This window comes from Ktedonobacter sp. SOSP1-85, assembly GCF_016587415.1.
Taxonomy (GTDB): domain Bacteria; phylum Chloroflexota; class Ktedonobacteria; order Ktedonobacterales; family Ktedonobacteraceae; genus Ktedonobacter.
Genome location: NZ_BNJI01000001.1, coordinates 3,826,250 through 3,841,987 on the forward strand (window position 1 = coordinate 3,826,250; position 15,738 = coordinate 3,841,987).

The following is a 15,738-nucleotide window of genomic DNA, read 5'->3' on the forward strand; positions in this document are numbered from 1 at the left end:
ACCCGTGTTATTCGCCCTGGGAAATCGAGGAGGCCTGGTGCTGAGCTACGTTGGTATGTCTGCGCCCGGCGTACTCTTTCAGTATCTCACCAATCTCCTCCGGGTTACCATACGCCTCATCGCGTACGACGATGACCTGCTTGTCATTCTCTGTGTTGAGGAAGGCAAGCGATACCGGTGTGCGCGTGCGCTTGTTCTGCCACTGGCGGCCACTCCTGGTGGCGCCGCGTCCCACGAAGAAGCCAGCGATATTTTCACCCATTGTGGGCAGCGAGCGCACCGTTACCTGCTCATCCTCGCTAATCGTACGACTGGCACTGCGCACGCCACGCGCGGTGATATGCTCAACGTTTTCCATCGGGACCTGGATGACTTTGTTACCCTCTTGCTTGACAAAATTTTCCGGGGTGAAGACAAAGATATGTTTGTCAGATGTAAAAAGACGTTTGATGTCGACCACCAGCGTCCAGAGGCTGCCCAGCCCGATAAAGAGAAACATTCCGAGCATAAGCAGAGTAAAGATAATCAGGATCGGACCACGCTGAAAGTTATCGGGAATGACGATGGGTAGCACGAGCGCGAATAGCCCCAGCCCTATAATAGTGCCAAAGGCCCAACCCGCAATACCCCACTGGAGCTTTTTACGAAGAATTGGAAAAACTGTCCAGTTGCTTGGATAGGCACCGGACCTGGCCTGCGCAAGGATTTCTTCTGCTTGCATGGCGTACTCCTTTAGTTTCGCTGTAAGGCTAGTTCTTATATTCGACACATTATATCAGAACGTGAGATGTCATGCACAAGAAGATTAGCACCTGGGGTGGGCAGAGAGGCACTGGCATTTGCCCAGTGCCTCTCTGCCCACCCCAGACACTAATAATAGTAAATATGGTAAAATGAGGAGTGCGAATAAGCTACCCGTGGATGTTTGCGGTTGAAGGCGAGATGGAGAGCAATGGATCGCGAGATAGAGAGCTATTGGTTTACCTTTGCCGAAAGGGCGGCGCAACTGGCGCTTCACTCCTTTCGGAGAGAATATCCCTCCTGGACAGAGGACGAGACCCCTCTAGACGAGCTTGTACACTGGCTTGAGCTGAATGTAGAGACATTTCACCCCGTAGATTACCCGGATGGCACCTTTGGTTTTATGGACCCCGACGAGGAGGAAAACCTGATCTGGTTGTGCCGGGATATGCATGAGACGCTGCGTCGCTTTACATTGGCTCATGAACTGGGGCATGCCATCCTGCATTGCCAGGGGACTACGCGTATTCAGCAACTGGTCCAGGAGGTCGAGCAAGCACTACAAGAGAGCCAGGTGCCAGAGACCGAGCGCTATCAACAGACCCTGCTGTCTATTCCTACACCCGCTTTATCACTGCCAACACGTGCCGATCCCTGTCAGGAGCAGGACATGAACCTGCACTTGCTGGACCAGGATCATCTCCAGGAGACGCTGGGTCTCGGACTCACCTATGATCCCCGTAGCCAGCGGGAGTTGGCCGCGAATCTCTTTGCCGCCGAATTGCTGATGCCACGCGAGCGCGTACGCAGACTCTACCTGGAGGAACAGGTCGCGCCAGCCTCTCTGGCGGCCAGCTTCGGCGTCTCACAGGCCGCGATGCTCAATCGCCTGGCCGGCTTTCTGCAAGACGCCCTACTTAGTAAGCCGCTCCCACCCCAGGCCCCAAAGCCAGCGGCACAGCCCTCCAGTCCCGCCAAAAAGCGCTATGATACCTACCAGCAAGCGGCCATTGAGGCACCGACGCCAGCCCTGATTGTCGCGGGGCCTGGAAGCGGAAAGACCAGTACGTTAATTGGGCGCATCGAATATATGGTGCGTACGCTCCAGGTGCCTCCAGCGCAGATTCTGGCCCTGACCTTCTCGCGCAAGGCCGCCCAGGAGATGGAGGAACGTTTAGCTCAGGTCTTGACCCGGCAGTTACCGAAAGTCAGCACCTTCCATGCCTTCTGCGCCGATCTCTTGCGCCGCTATGGCGAGTTAGTTGGTCTGCGCCCGGGCTTTACTCTGTTGGATGAGGCCGAGGGCTACTTCCTTCTGCGCCAGTTGTCGCACTCCATGCGCTTAAAACACTATGTCAAATTGAGTGCACCTACCTTTTATTTTCCCGATATGCTCAAAGCCATTTCCAGGGCGAAAGATGAACTGATAACGCCCGAGGAGTATACGCGCCTGGCGCAAACTATGTTTGAGCTGGCGCAGGGACAGGATGATACTGAGGTCCTTGAGCGCGCAGAGAAGGCCCTGGAGATTGCCCAGGTCTATACGCTTTACGAGCAGGCCCTGGGGCGGCGTGGCGACTGCGATTTTGGTGGCCTCTTGCTGCTGACGGTACGCCTGCTTCGCGAGCATCCAGAGGTGCTGGCGGAACAGCAGCAGGTGTATCAGTATGTCCTGGTTGATGAGTTTCAGGATATGAATAGAGCCAGTGGCGTCCTCTTACGTGTGCTGGCAGGCGAGGCCGGTCGCGTCTGGGTTGTAGGAGACGCGAATCAGGCCATCTATGGCTTTCGGGGCGCCTCACCCGCGAATATCAGCCAGTTTGCCCAGGACTTCCCCGGTGCGGTGATCCTACCGCTCAGCCGTAACTATCGCTCGCGCCCGGATCTCGTCTCTCTGGCGGAGGCTTTTCGTTGTAGCTACCTGGATAAGGGCCAGGAGCCAGGCAAAAATCAGCCGGTGCGTGTGGCAGAGACCGGACCATATGTTACACTCGCCCAGGCGAGCAATGAGGCCAGCGAGGTCGCGGGCATCATCGCGGATATTCAGCATAAACGCCGCCAGGGGTATAACTATAAAGATATGATGGTGCTCTGCCGGACGCGAAGCCAGGCCCAGAAGATCACGCGTGCCCTACTGGAGGCGGACTTGCCCACTCACGAACGCGCTGGCACGTTGGAACAGGAGCACATAAAGGACGCGCTGGGGATGCTGCTGTTGTTGAGCAATGAGAGCGGCATGGGGCTGTTGCGCGTGGCGCGCCTGCCCGATTATCGCTTCAGTCAGGAGGATATAGAGGTCCTCTTGCTATCCGCTCGCGAGCGCCAGGTCAGTCCACGCAGCCTGCTGCTCAGCGAAGAGTTTTCTCTTGACATCAGCGCAGAGGGAAGATCGGCCATGCAGCGCCAGGTCAGCAGTATGCGTGCCTTGCAGCAGTGTAATGATACCTGGACCTGTATGAGCCAGTATCTCCTCCAGGAGACCAGCCTGGTGCGTGATCTCCTGCGCTACCCGGAGGACGAGGTCGCGAAAGGCCTGCTGCTGGATTATGATCGCTTGCTCCAACTAGCGAGGCATTATGACCAGCAGTTGGAGGCGCGGCGCCGGGTCCTGGCCCAGGAGGTTGTATCCCTGGAAGAGCTCTCTATGGAGGCGCGCCTGAAGGGCTTTTTGGAGTACCTTAGTATGCTAGTGGTGTTGCGCCAGGATGGGGCCACGCGTGAAAGTGGTGAGGGCGAGGACGAAGAAGAGGCGAATATCATCCAGGTCATGACGGTCCACGCCAGCAAGGGACTGGAGTTTCCTGTGGTGTATATGCCGGGCCTGGTGCAGAATAGATTTCCCCTGACCTATCGCTCAAGCGCTGTCAACGCGCCTGATGGAATGCTGCTAGCGGAAAACACTGGGCGCGCCGCTCATGATAGCGGTGAAGCCTGCCTCTTTTATGTTGGTGCAACACGCGCGCGCGATCACCTGGTGCTGAGCTATAGCGAGCGTTATGGCAAGAAGTCGTATAAGCGCTCCCTCTTCCTTGATCCCCTGGAGGCCGCGATGCCCCAGGAACGTTTGACGCAACTCGCCTGGGAGGCCCATGGCGAGATTGAGGAGCGTGTAGAGGAATCCCTCAAGCCGATCTCGATACAGCCTGGCGAGCGCTTTCTGGATCGAATGCGCCCCACTGACCTCAGCTCGTCTTTGGTAGAGATGTATCGCCGCTGTCCTCGTCAATATGCCTACAGTACGGTCTATCATTTCGATGGTGATGCCGATGCCTACCGCCTCTTCCGCCAGGCAACCCAGCAAACGGTTGAAGTGCTGCATAAACAACTGGCGAGTATGGCTGATAGCCAGGGGACCTTGCCCACGTTTGAGGAATTGGAAGCGCTTTACAAGCGACACTGGCGCGAACTGGGAGGGGAAGATATGCCCTTCGCGCCTATGTATGAAGCGCATGGTATTGAGGTCGTAGAGGGAATACGCCAGAAGCTGGTAACGCAGAGCGAGACCCAATGGTCCATGCGCGAGAGCCTGCATGTGGACCTCGCTGGTCGCTCCGTACGCGTGACCGTGGATCGTATTGAGAGCTCTTCGCAGCCACAGGAGGAGGGGCCATTACGCTTTGTGCGCACGCGCTATGGCAAGAGCAAGGAGAAGCCGAAGGCAGACACACGTGAATTCTTCTATACACTGGCATCGCGCCAGCACCATCCTGGGCGCCCGGTCGAACTCCACAGCCATAATATGAGCACTGGCGAGACCATACCTATGAAGTTGACCGAGAAGAAGGAGCAGAGCCTCTACGGCGAACTGGAGCAATGTATCGAGGGCATTGAACGCGACGAGTATCCCGCGCGCCCCGCGGAACCCTCCCGCTGCCCCACCTGCCCATTCTTCTTTATCTGCCCAGCATAGAGATACTTGGCAACAGATGGAGTGCGTGCTGGCAACCAGCAGTCGCCAGCACGCACTCCATCTGTTACCAAGGCCATAGGTGGTAGGGAGTGTGTGGTGTCACGCAAATACACTACGCATGGTGTTACTTATAGCGATGCGCCAGTCACGAATAATGGGGTAGAATGTAGAGAAACACACCTTGTGTGCGGGCTATTTTAGAGTGTGTCACAGGAGAAAGGCGGAATTGTATGAACGATCAAGGTATTCTCAGACATATAGAAGAACTGGTCAACGAAGAGCATGAGCTGATGCAGAAGAAGGAGAATGGGGAGTTACAGGACGATCAGCATGAGCGTATTCACCAGTTAGAAGTCCAGCTAGACCAGTGCTGGGACCTCTTGCGTCAGCGCCGCGCGCGCCGCAACGTGGGGCAAGATCCTGATGCAGCCCAGGTGCGTGACCCCAATATTGTTGAGAACTACAAACAATAAGAGAATGTGGGAAGGGCGTCGCTTTTGCGACGCCCTTCCCACATTCTCTTATTGTTTTATGCTGCTCGCTTAGTCGCGGGGGGCTTTCTCCGCGAACTCAGGAGGTAGATCGCTATAGACGCCGCGATACTGCGCGGGCAGCATCGACGCGATACTATACATGATCGTTTTCGTGGTCTCTTCAATGTCCTCGTTGGTAACCTTCTTGCCATTCTTCGGCGTAAAGACGATTGGCTTACCGTAGGTAATCGTCACCTTCGCGCCAAACTTCTTCAGGACGTTTTCGCTGCCATGAATGGCGACAGGAAGCACGGGGACGCCAGAGCGCAGCGCGATGTAGCTCATACCATTATTGCCCTTGGCGAGGGTATGGGAGCGGCTACGTGTGCCTTCAGCGAAGATAACAAAGATTTTGCCCTTCTTGAGCTGTTCATCAGCCGCGCGGAGCGCTCGACGGTCGGCCTCACCTCGCTTGACGGGGAAGGCTCCCAGGAAGCGCACCAGCCAGCCAACCTTGCCATGAAAAAGCTCTTCTTTCGCCATATAGACGACTTTTCCTGGAATGAAGAGGGGGACCAGGGGAACGTCGGTCCAGGAGAGATGGTTGCTGGCAATGATAAAGGGACCCTCTTTAGGAATGTTGTAGCGACTACGTAGCTTGATACGCGAGACAAGCGAGAGTAGAATGATCGCCACTGTGCGGATGGCGTTATAGAGCACTGTTGGGGTCACATACGGATCATAGAGATTCTTCTCAGGTTTCGCCTTGGGCAGGGGGGCCTGGACGACGGTCTTCTGGGGTGCCTCCTGGCCGTCACTGCCATTTGTGCCAGTGGGCGGAGGCGTCTGGGGGGACGGCTGAGCTTGCTGCTCCTGGTTCATTTGTTTCCCTCCACATAGTGACAAATTTTATCTAGCACCTGCTCGATGCCGAGATTATCTGTCTCGATGATAATAGCGTCCTTCGCTGGTTGCATGTTTTTGCGATCAGTGTTATCGCGGCGCTCAACGTCGCTCATGACTTCTTCCAGACTGGGGAGCGCGGGATTATGTTCACCCATGCGCTCGACCATCTCTGTATGGCGGCGACGGGCGCGCTCGCGCAAGCTGGCGGTCAGATAGATCTTAAGATCCGCGTCGGGCATGACCACCGAACCAATGTCGCGTCCAACCATGACAATATGCCCTTGCAAGCCAATGGCTCGCTGCTGGGCGATCAAAATAGAGCGCACCTGTGGATGTGCCGAGACGGGCGAGACGGCGCGTCCAACCTGTGTGCTGCGAATATCCCAGGTAATATCATGACCCTGAATGATGACAGTATATTGACGCCCATCGGCGATCTCGGGCTTGCTAATAAGAATGATATTCTGCTCAGCTAACTTGCCAAGCGTGGGACCATCGTTCAGATCTATTCCCTTTTGTAAGGCAAGCCAGGCAATGGCGCGATACATCGCTCCTGTATCGCAGTATAGATAGCCCAGCCGCCTGGCCAAGTGTTCTCCTATGGTACTTTTTCCTGCGCCAGCTGGTCCATCAATGGCGATACACCCCGGCTCTCGCATGAGTCCTCCACTTTGTGTTTATATCAAGGGGATTATATCACACGTCATTGATGGACGCCGCAGGCTAGCTAGCTTAGTTCCTTGCACATGAGCATCGGAATAACGTATTTTAATGGTCAAAGAAAAGCGCAATGTTTGAATTATAAACATATTCTGCGTTTTATTGAGTAGGCATATTGTATATCACATGTTTGTTTAGTCTTTGGCTTTCAGTAAAGTCAGGAAGAAAGAGAAAAACTGTCATGAGTAGAAAAATTGTCATGATTGTGAGCTTGATTTCCCTTCTCATCGCTTTCGTTTTATGCGTGTTTTTCTTCTCATTTTTCCCTTATCGAGTGGCTATTCTTTTATGCTGGGCACTTCTTACTTGCATTCTTCTCGATATTTCCCGAAGACGTTCTGCGTCTCTGTCTGAAGGCGAGGGCTCTAAAAAACTAGAGCCATACACCATACAACAAAGCCTTACCAAGCTAGAAATAAATGGCCGTCAGAAGCAAAAATATGATGGGAAATAAAGGATAAGAAAGTTTATTTAGCACTATGAGTTGTCCATTATGAGAAAAGTAACCAAGACTGACTGCTTTGTATAAGCAGAAGAGGCTATCTAAGTAAAGCCTGGATCTCAGCAGGGGTTAGATGACGACATTTGCCGAGTGCGACTCCCCGGAGGGTCAGAGGACCGAGTCCTACGCGCCTGAGTTGCAGAACGGGGTGATCGACGGCCTGGAGCATACGGCGTACCTGGCGCTTGCGTCCTTCGTGAATGGTCAGCGTCAGCCAGCTACTTTGCTCTGTGCTAGAGAGCTTGCGCACGCGTGCGGGCGAGCTGGTGTAGTGCTTGCCATCGTCCTCGGTGAAGGTCACCCCGTCGCGCAGAGCTTGCAGCGTGCGCTCCGTGGGGATGCCTTTGACCTGGACCTCGTAGTGCTTCTCTTTCTCATAGCGTGGGTGGGTCAGGTGCTGGGCGAAAGCTCCATCATTGGTAAGCAGTAAGAGTCCACTGGTGTCGCGGTCCAGGCGCCCTACCGGGTAGAGGCGCAGACTACGCAGCTCGGGTGGAAGCAGGTCCAGAACTGTAGCGCGCCCCTCGGGATCGCTGACGGTGCTGACGTAGCCCGCAGGTTTATGGAGCAGCAGATAGGTATGCGGCGCCTTCGCCTGGATCTCTTTCCCGTCAACCACGATGCGGTCCTGGCCCGGCTGCACACGTGTGCCTTGCGCGGTGATGGTGGTACCATTGACGCGCACCCGTCCCTGGGCGATCAGTTCCTCGGCATGGCGACGCGATGCCACGCCCGCGTGGGCCAGAAAGCGAGCCAGGCGCTCACCCTGGGCTTCCTGATTGCTCGCTTGCCCCTGTGCTGATAATTCCTCGGGCATGTCGGAACCCGCTTGTTCTCTCTGCTTCATAATGCCTTTCGACCCGCGATACACTGCGTACACTCCTTGGTGCGGCAGGTTTGTTGATAAATATAATGTAGTCCCTGTTGCTGACAGGCTCCTCCTGGCTCACCAGGTAGCTGAAGCTGCGCGCTCATCATACGTGTTACCTGGTTGGATGGCAGGTCTGGATAGCTGGTGTAGAACTGGCGCGCGCATTCATATAGTACAATATCTTGTTCGCGTAGAGCGACGGCTGCCGCGAAGGGCAGGACCACATTGCAAACTAGTATATCAGTGCGTGCAAGACTGAGATTGAGCCGGGTGAAGATACGCCGGAGCGGCCAGATACTGGGTAGGCTATCATGCGCCTCTCCTGGTGTGAGTACAGTTCGTAAACGCTGCCAGAGTGGCGTTATCTGGGCCTGCTCGATGAGGTGACGGAGCGCACGTAGGCGCTGGGCGTCTAGGGGGGCTGGCCGTGTGGCGCGCCCCTCCGGTTCGGGAAGGATGCCAGGAAGGCCCATGAGCCGTAGAGATGTAGCGCGGAAGAAGGCCCGGTCGCGCCCATAGGCCAGGCCCTCGCCGAGGGCTGGCAAAAGGTAGTGATCGTAGAGGGTCTCGTCGTCATGTTTGGGCGTAGAGAGCGCACGTAGCTGTGTACTGAATAGCTCGCTGCTCCGATTTTCGTATGCAAATGTATGCAAGCACACACCCACACCAAATTTCGTTGTTGCTGCTTCATTCGTAGGTGCCTCAATGTGACCGGCACATTTTTGGTCTTACCCCGCGTCCACAGCCCGCGTTTGCGTCTTCGTCCGAGCCAGTACCGGAGACGGCTTGATCAATGAGCCCGATCAAGCGGAGGGCTTCCTGCAAGATATTCAACGCCGCGTTATGATCTCTCTCCTGCGCGAATTGGTAGTACGCACATTCGGGGTTCTGGCAGAGGAACACGCGGTCCGACAACTGCATGGTTTCCCACTTCCAGTCGCAGCAATGGCAGGTTTTACTCGATGGAAAGAAGCGGTCCACTTTGATCACCTGCCCGCCTCGCTGCTCCATTTTGCTGGTCAGCAGAGAGAGCAGTTTGCCGAACGCCGCGTCCGAAAGCGAGCGAGCCAGCGTGCGATTTTTCAGTAACCCTTTGAGGTGGAGATCCTCAATGCCAATGATCCCATAACAGGTGGCGAGCCTAGTGGTCAGCTTGTGGAGCACATCATCGCGCAGACAGGTAATCCGATAATGCAGCCGTGCCACCTGTCGACGTGCTTTCTCCCGATTCGCGGGATCCCGCCTTCCTGCGGTGGAGCCGCTTGTTGGCCCGACGGAGTTTCCCCAGAGCCGTTTTGAGGAAGGCTTGGTTCTCGATTCCCTCTCCCGTACTCAAGGTCGCCAGTCGGTTGAGACCCACGTCGATCCCTATGGCCGCTGGCTTGTTCTCCGGCAGGGTCTCTGGCATTTCGACCTGGATGGACACAAACCACCACTCGGCTGTTTTGGTGATGCGTACCCCCTTCACCCGGCCCTCAAACCGGAGCTTCTCGGCCATATTCACCCAGCCGAGCTTGGGGATCCACATGCGGTGATCACCCAGTTCAAACTGATCGTTGGCAAGGTAGAAACTCGGCGTACTGCGCTTCTTGCTTTTGAACTTCGGGCGGCGTGCACGGCCCTCAAAGAATGCGGTAAACGCCTTGCCCAAATCGAGAAAGGGCTGATCAGAGGCGTTCTTGGTGATCTCCCAAGTCCAGGGGAATTGCTCGCGCCTGATCTCGTTAAACTGCTTCTTGAGCTTGAAGGCGGTGGGGTTTCCCCCGGCCTCATATTGGCGGTTCCACTCAGCCAATGCCCAGTTCCAGACAAAGCGTGCGGTCCCGGCGGCTTTGGCAAAGTACACCACCTGCTCCGGTGTCGGATGCAGTCTGATCTTATGCGCCTTGATCATCCCTCACATCCTTTCACAGAACCGCTGCTCGAATCAGGTTGTTGTTTAAAACATATGTTCTACAACTACATCTTACCCTATTTTCCTCGCTTTTTCAATACTGTTGAAACCTCTTTTGCTCAAAGCGTGGTAGGCCTGCTCGATAGAGGAGTTGCTGGCGCTCACTCTCTGTCAGGGCTGGTATGATCTCCTGGCAAGGCCAGGGGGGCAGGCCTGCTCCTAGAAGCTGTAGGGCCTGCTCCTCGGCGGGCAGGTCTGCCAGGGTGCAGGTGGGAATGCTTAGCCCATCCTGGCGCAGAATAGGCTGAGTGATATCGTAGCGCAGGACGACGTGTAGTATAACCCGGTTGTAGCGCCTATCGCTCTCGTGGTGATGATTATACCAATCGCTGGCGCGCACATGAAACTCAACATCGCCACAGAGGCGCGGAGCCTGGAGGACCTGGCGCAGGCCAGCCGGGGCTAGCGGCGAGGAAGATGCCAGGGGGCGTAGGACCGCGTCGCGTATATCTGGACCTTTCGAGCCGCCCAGGTGCCCGGAGAAGAGGAGTTGATAAGTCTCGCCCGTATCTAGAGGTAGAAGCGTATCCAGGGGCAGGTGCCACCAGCGGCGCGCAACCTCTATCTCATCCGGCAGATGCCTGTATGACTGCTCGGCAAGGAGAAGCATCGCTTACCGCTCTCTGCGCTTTTTCGTGGCGCTTACCGCTTTGACCTGCTTGATAGTGCCGCGAATGGCCTGTTCTGTTGCTTCAGCGATGGCGCGAGCGGCGAGCGCTCGCGCTTTCCCCGTAGATTGATGCTCTGGTGTTGTCATCGAAGAACCGCCTCCCACCTTCAAACTAACTTCGTCTACATTCTTGATCAATTGATATTTATCTGGAACTGTGTTTGGACTGGATCATGTCCGGTCCGTGCGACCTTGACATCAATCGTCCAGACACCACTCATGCTAAATGTCTGCTGCTTGTCAAAGACGGCAACATAGGTTGCGCTGCCGTTGCCTTTGACGACTGCCTGTGTCGTTCCCATATCCATGACCACCATGTTGAGGGTGAGTGTTACCTGGGCATCGGTGACGGGCTGCCCCGCTGCATCTTTGATGGTCAGGACCGCTGTATTACTCTCGTTGAGCCTGGCTGGCGTCACCAGTAGCGAGAGCGAGAGATCGCCTACCTGGCGCGTCTGCGTAGCCGGGGCGCTAGCTGCTTGAGACATACTGGCGCTGTAGTTTACCTCGGGATAGACAATAGGGGGTGCGTAAAAGGCCAGAAGCGCCAGGCAGAGCAGCACACCGGTGCCTATGATCGACTGCGCGCTGACCACCTGTTTTAGCGTGCGCCCTGTGTTAAGCAAGACGGACTGGCGAGCGCGGCGCGTGGGCAGGTCGGAGGTGACGACCGGTAGGAAGAGCGCCTGGCGCATCAACTTAGGCCGTAATACCGCCATGCCGACCCAGCTAAAGATCAACATCAGCACGAGGAGCACAAACAGGACCAGTAGCGTGCGCCCATAGGGATCTTGCAAGAACGCCTCTCGGTTCGGAATGCTGGCTTCGCAGAGGTAGAAACCGCTTGCCAGGAGCGCCGCGATACTACCCAGCTGGAAGGGCGTGAAGCGTCGCTGGATGACCACCAGGGCGTCGGCGTAGTGATCTCGCTCAACTGCTGAGAGGAGCGGAAACAGGATAAAGCCCAGGTAGGTGAGCCCACCCAACCATATGCCAAGGCTGACCAGGCTGATCCAATCGAAGAGGACCGCGCTGGCATGTGGTTGCAAGACCTGCGCGGCCTCGCTTGAGAGCGAACGCGTGAGCAGGATCAAGCCGCCCAGGGCGAGCCATATTGGCGCGTAGCCATGTTGTGAAGGAGCGAGCCTGCCCGGCCTGCTCTCCTGATCGCGTACTACTTCGCGCGTATCGTGCGTCAGGCTACGCGTCGTCCCTGGATTGGATGAGCGCTTCCCAGGGTTTGAGGCCTTCTTGCCTGGATTTGAGCCGGTAGGTTGCTTCAGCGAACTGGTAATGCTGGCACCCGTTGTGTTCAGCGCACGCGTCGCGCTAGTGACAATACCAAGCTGCCCTGTGACTGGACTGAGGGAGCCTGTGATTGAACCCAACGCTCCGGTGCGTGTGACCAGGCGCGGGGTGGGAGTGGCTGGATAGTTCTTCAGGTTTAAGCGCCGCGTCCAATAGAGGAGGCCCATCGCGACGAGGATCAGCGCCAGGCGGATGATGAGCAGCATACCGTACGTGGTTTGCAGGAGCATGGCGAGCATAGCGCTGAAAGAGAAGCTGCTATCAAGCGTCTGCGACATCTGGGCCACGCGCAGGATAAAGGTCACACACTCGCCAATCAGCAGCGCACATAAGCAGAGCCATTGGAGAGAGGTTGTGCGCTTGCGGGCGCGTTCAAGCAACGATTGAATACGTGATTGCCTGGCAAGAATCCAGTTCTCTGTGATGAGCAGGCCTATCCAGAAAGTGAGCGCGATGAGAACGAGCCAGTCCCAGCCTACGCTCAGGATACTCAGAGTCGTGAACTGGCGAGAGCCTCCTGTGCCATAGAGGTTATTGCTTGTTGCCGGACCAAGCACCTTCTGCCCCGAGATACCCAGGCTGGAGACCGCGACATCAAAGCCAATAATACCGTTGGTTGTTTGTCCATCATTCGCCGCGACCGCGACCCACTTGATTTCATAGCTACCTTCGGGCAGAGAATCGGGGGACTGGAGGGGAATGTTGAGCTGGTGTGGATTGGCATGAGAGACGCTGGCCTGTCCATCGGTAACATCGACAAGCGTTCCCTTCTGTAGCGAGTAAATATGCGCGCTACTGAGTGTACTGATTGGAGCATTAAAAGTGATGTGTGCGACGCTGGGGACTTTGGCGATTGTTGAGCCATCGACCGGGTCAGAACCAATGACGAAGGCATGCGCCTGCGCCACTGGTGGGGGCGTGCAGAGCAGCCAGCCCATATGCATCACCAGAGCCAGGATACATGAGAGTAAAATAACAAGCAGTCTGCGCTTTTGCATGATGACCTTGAAGCCTTACTTTTCTCTATCTACTTCTGATCCGAAAACCCTGAGCGCGCGGCCGCTGTGCCCCCGAATGGGGGAAATGCTAGGTACGCCAGTGACGTTGGGTTTCGGAATAAGATCTTAAAAAAACAGCCAGTACATGCAGCTACCAGCTATACGCATACCTATTTTGTGGAACAAATATATCTTAGTTTTACACGGACAGGAAGTTTGGATAGATGTATGTATGTGGATTGTACCTCAGGCAGCCGTATGTCGCAACATATTAGGCTCTATATGTACGTGGGTACTGTTAGACAAGTTTCACCTGGATAATGTTACGGCTCTGTTCTGATTATGGGTATGCCTGGTTGATTGCTGAGCGCAAGTGTTACAATGAAGGTGAACTGGCCCTTGCCTACAGGAGTTGGCGAGGGCTGTAGTGAAAATAAGTGCATGTAGAGAAGCTAGAAAGAGGGTGCGATGACTGCAAGTTCATCCACGAAACTACGTGTAACAGTGTGGAACGAGTTTCGCCACGAACGCCACAGCGAAGAGGTTCAGAAGCACTATCCGGAAGGTATTCATAAAACTATCGCTGGTTTCCTCAGCGAGGCAGACCTGGAGGTGCGCACTGCTACCCTTGATGAGCCAGAGCATGGCCTGACCCAGGAAGTGCTGGATTCAACGGATGTGCTGACCTGGTGGGGGCACATGGCACATGGCGATGTCAGCGATGAGATCGTCGAGCGCGTGTACAAGCGCGTACTGGATGGTATGGGTCTGATCGTGTTGCATTCTGGGCATTTCTCCAAAATCTTCCGTAAGTTGATGGGCACCACCTGCGACCTCAAGTGGCGCGAGAGCGGTGATCGTGAGCGTCTCTGGGTGGTCGCGCCAGGACACCCCATTACTGAGGGCCTGGGTGACTACTTTGAGATCGAAGAGGAGGAGATGTACGGCGAGCACTTCGACATTCCCGCCCCCGAGACGCTAGTCTTTATTAGCTGGTTTACTGGTGGAGAGGTCTTCCGTAGTGGTGCCTGCTATACACGAGGTCGCGGCAAGATCTTCTATTTCCGCCCTGGCCACGAAACGTTGCCAACTTATCATAATAAAGATGTGCAGCGTGTGATTGTGAATGGCGTGCACTGGGCTGCTCCCACACCTGGACTGCCCCGCGTCTTTGGCAATACTCCCGCCCTGGAAGGCTCCAAATAAGCTAATTTGACAAGGGATAAAAATGTGATGCGTCCTGGTCGCAGTAGGCGACCAGGACGCATCACATTTTTATCCCTGCTATTTCACTGTATGATGGGAATATCGATCCCCAATTGCGCGATCAAGCCTTTGATGCCGCCACCATAAATCTGCTCGACCTCGATACGCTGTATCTTCTCATCACCCAGGGTGTAGATGACATTCTCTGAGGGCATGGAGATGCTCTGGGCGGTTTGTGGAATGGGTGGCGTCCCCAATACTGGAATAATAAATGAATTACTTTGATAGCCAGTAACCTGCCAGGTCGCACTGACTCTATTTTCATCCTCCTCCAACACATTATGCAAATTATAGGTGAGACCGGGAAAACCCTCCTCAAGCGCGTGTACAACCTCTAAAAATCCATGTCGGTCTAGTGGCCTGGGGGTCCAGCCCGAGAAAACAAAGTTATCGGATAGGTAGCCCTCATAGATGTCCTGCTCATTATTGTCAAGCGCCGACATAAAATCACGCACGATCTCGATCTCTCTCTCGCTCATCCTGATATGCTCCTCTCTATGTCAAGAATGTTATAACGCTTCTAAGAGAGACACGCTTTGTGGAGGCGAGAAGTAGATGCCTGCTTGTGCCTACCATCCCTCCTAAAAAGGCGCCCCTCAAAGTTGGGCTGAATAATATCACTGGGACAGAAACAAGACGAGCAAGTTAATAAGGTATTAGGACTAAAAACATTCATCTTGCCGATACGCGCTTTAATGATCTATACTACATGTAAGAATAGCAGAGCTGTAGATTATGCGTAGTGTTGTTGTGTAGTGTTAAGGAGGCGCGTATGCTGAGTCGGGGGATACAGCTATTTCTGGTTGTGGCTTTGATTGTGTTCCTCGTGTTTCTCTTTCATCCAGAGTATATAGCGAATGCTGGCAATGCGCCGTTGAAGTCTGTGGATGGCTCCAATGCTTCGGGAACAGCTCAACTTATCCCTGATCAGAGCGGAGGTGGAAGCGACTTCCAGGTGGCATTGCAGGGTTTGAAAAACAACTTCAAGTACGCGGTCACTCTGGATAAGGGGCGTTGCGGAGGCAGCTCAGTCGCAACAATTGGCACGGTGGCTTCAGACCAGGGAGGAAATGCCATGGTAACGGTTGGGCACAATGATCTCAACGCCAACTTACAACAGGGATTGTGGATTGATGTGCGCCGGGGAGACGCCTCCGGACCGAGCGTGGCCTGTGGGCAATTGCAGTTGAATAGCCAGCAACTCGCGCAGTTCAATACCAATCAGAGCAGCCAGGTGAGCCTTCTGAGCGCGAATACGAGCAACGCGACCCCGACTACCAGTACCAGTAGTGGTACCATCTGGGATAATCTGCTCGTGGGTTTTCCGCAAACAGGCGCGGGCCCTGGCAATAGCCATAGCTACGACAACTATACCTATCCCCGTAAGCGCTAGGGACTTCAGGCAAGGTACCACCCGAG

At 55.1% G+C, this 15,738-nt stretch carries 14 protein-coding genes and 1 pseudogene; 5 read left to right on the plus strand and 10 right to left on the minus strand.

Annotation, left to right across the window (positions count from 1 at the left end):
* Positions 1-7: 7 nt before the first annotated feature.
* Positions 8-721, minus strand: coding sequence for a hypothetical protein (locus KTE_RS16045; protein WP_201382519.1), 714 nt, complete (start codon positions 719-721; stop codon positions 8-10).
* A 231-nt stretch (positions 722-952) separates the two neighbouring features.
* Here KTE_RS16045 and KTE_RS16050 point away from each other — a divergent pair, with 231 nt between their 5' ends.
* Both KTE_RS16050 and KTE_RS16055 read left to right on the plus strand, forming a co-directional pair.
* Positions 953-4,651: an ATP-dependent helicase gene (locus KTE_RS16050; protein WP_201382521.1), complete on the plus strand. Its 3,699-nt coding sequence runs from the start codon at positions 953-955 to the stop codon at positions 4,649-4,651.
* Positions 4,652-4,881: 230 nt separating this feature from the next.
* Positions 4,882-5,124, plus strand: coding sequence for a DUF2630 family protein (locus tag KTE_RS16055; RefSeq protein ID WP_201382523.1), 243 nt, complete (start codon positions 4,882-4,884; stop codon positions 5,122-5,124).
* Between the two features lie 69 nt (positions 5,125-5,193).
* On the opposite strand, the gene KTE_RS16060 is transcribed toward KTE_RS16055, so the two are convergent.
* Both KTE_RS16060 and cmk read right to left on the minus strand, forming a co-directional pair.
* A complete protein-coding gene (locus KTE_RS16060) occupies positions 5,194-6,006 on the minus strand; it encodes a 1-acyl-sn-glycerol-3-phosphate acyltransferase (RefSeq protein WP_201382525.1) in 813 nt (270 codons plus the stop codon).
* Entirely contained in the window at positions 6,003-6,689 is a 687-nt protein-coding gene (gene cmk, locus KTE_RS16065) for a (d)CMP kinase (protein WP_201382528.1), read from the minus strand. Before cmk ends, KTE_RS16060 begins: the two co-directional genes overlap by 4 nt.
* A gap of 242 nt (positions 6,690-6,931) precedes the next feature.
* Between cmk and KTE_RS16070 the strand changes: the two genes are divergently transcribed.
* The gene (locus tag KTE_RS16070) at positions 6,932-7,204 is read left to right on the plus strand and encodes a hypothetical protein (protein WP_201382530.1); all 273 of its coding nucleotides are present in this window, start codon (positions 6,932-6,934) and stop codon (positions 7,202-7,204) included.
* Between the two features lie 85 nt (positions 7,205-7,289).
* Here the strand turns inward: KTE_RS16070 and KTE_RS16075 are convergent, their stop codons facing one another.
* From KTE_RS16075 to KTE_RS16100, 6 genes and pseudogenes are all read right to left on the minus strand, one after another.
* Positions 7,290-8,123: a pseudouridine synthase gene (locus tag KTE_RS16075; RefSeq protein WP_236600425.1), complete on the minus strand. Its 834-nt coding sequence runs from the start codon at positions 8,121-8,123 to the stop codon at positions 7,290-7,292.
* On the minus strand, positions 8,096-8,776 hold the full coding sequence (locus KTE_RS16080; protein WP_201382532.1) for a hypothetical protein: 681 nt from the start codon (positions 8,774-8,776) through the stop codon (positions 8,096-8,098). Before KTE_RS16080 ends, KTE_RS16075 begins: the two co-directional genes overlap by 28 nt.
* Positions 8,777-8,825: 49 nt before the next feature.
* A pseudogene (locus KTE_RS49600) lies at positions 8,826-10,017 on the minus strand (RNA-guided endonuclease InsQ/TnpB family protein).
* Positions 10,018-10,111: 94 nt separating this feature from the next.
* Positions 10,112-10,687, minus strand: a complete 576-nt coding sequence (locus KTE_RS16090; protein WP_201382534.1) for a DUF2851 family protein — start codon at positions 10,685-10,687, stop codon at positions 10,112-10,114.
* A gap of 3 nt (positions 10,688-10,690) precedes the next feature.
* Entirely contained in the window at positions 10,691-10,834 is a 144-nt protein-coding gene (locus KTE_RS16095) for a hypothetical protein (RefSeq protein ID WP_201382536.1), read from the minus strand.
* 47 nt (positions 10,835-10,881) lie between these two features.
* Entirely contained in the window at positions 10,882-13,053 is a 2,172-nt protein-coding gene (locus KTE_RS16100) for a copper resistance protein CopC (RefSeq protein ID WP_201382538.1), read from the minus strand.
* A gap of 468 nt (positions 13,054-13,521) precedes the next feature.
* Here KTE_RS16100 and KTE_RS16105 point away from each other — a divergent pair, with 468 nt between their 5' ends.
* Positions 13,522-14,259 carry a ThuA domain-containing protein gene (locus tag KTE_RS16105; RefSeq protein WP_201382540.1) on the plus strand — a complete coding sequence of 246 codons (738 nt, stop codon included), beginning with the start codon at positions 13,522-13,524 and terminating at the stop codon, positions 14,257-14,259.
* Between the two features lie 83 nt (positions 14,260-14,342).
* Here the strand turns inward: KTE_RS16105 and KTE_RS16110 are convergent, their stop codons facing one another.
* Positions 14,343-14,798: a nuclear transport factor 2 family protein gene (locus tag KTE_RS16110; protein ID WP_201382542.1), complete on the minus strand. Its 456-nt coding sequence runs from the start codon at positions 14,796-14,798 to the stop codon at positions 14,343-14,345.
* A 293-nt stretch (positions 14,799-15,091) separates the two neighbouring features.
* Between KTE_RS16110 and KTE_RS16115 the strand changes: the two genes are divergently transcribed.
* A complete protein-coding gene (locus KTE_RS16115; RefSeq protein ID WP_201382544.1) occupies positions 15,092-15,712 on the plus strand; it encodes a hypothetical protein in 621 nt (206 codons plus the stop codon).
* Positions 15,713-15,738 lie beyond the last annotated feature (26 nt).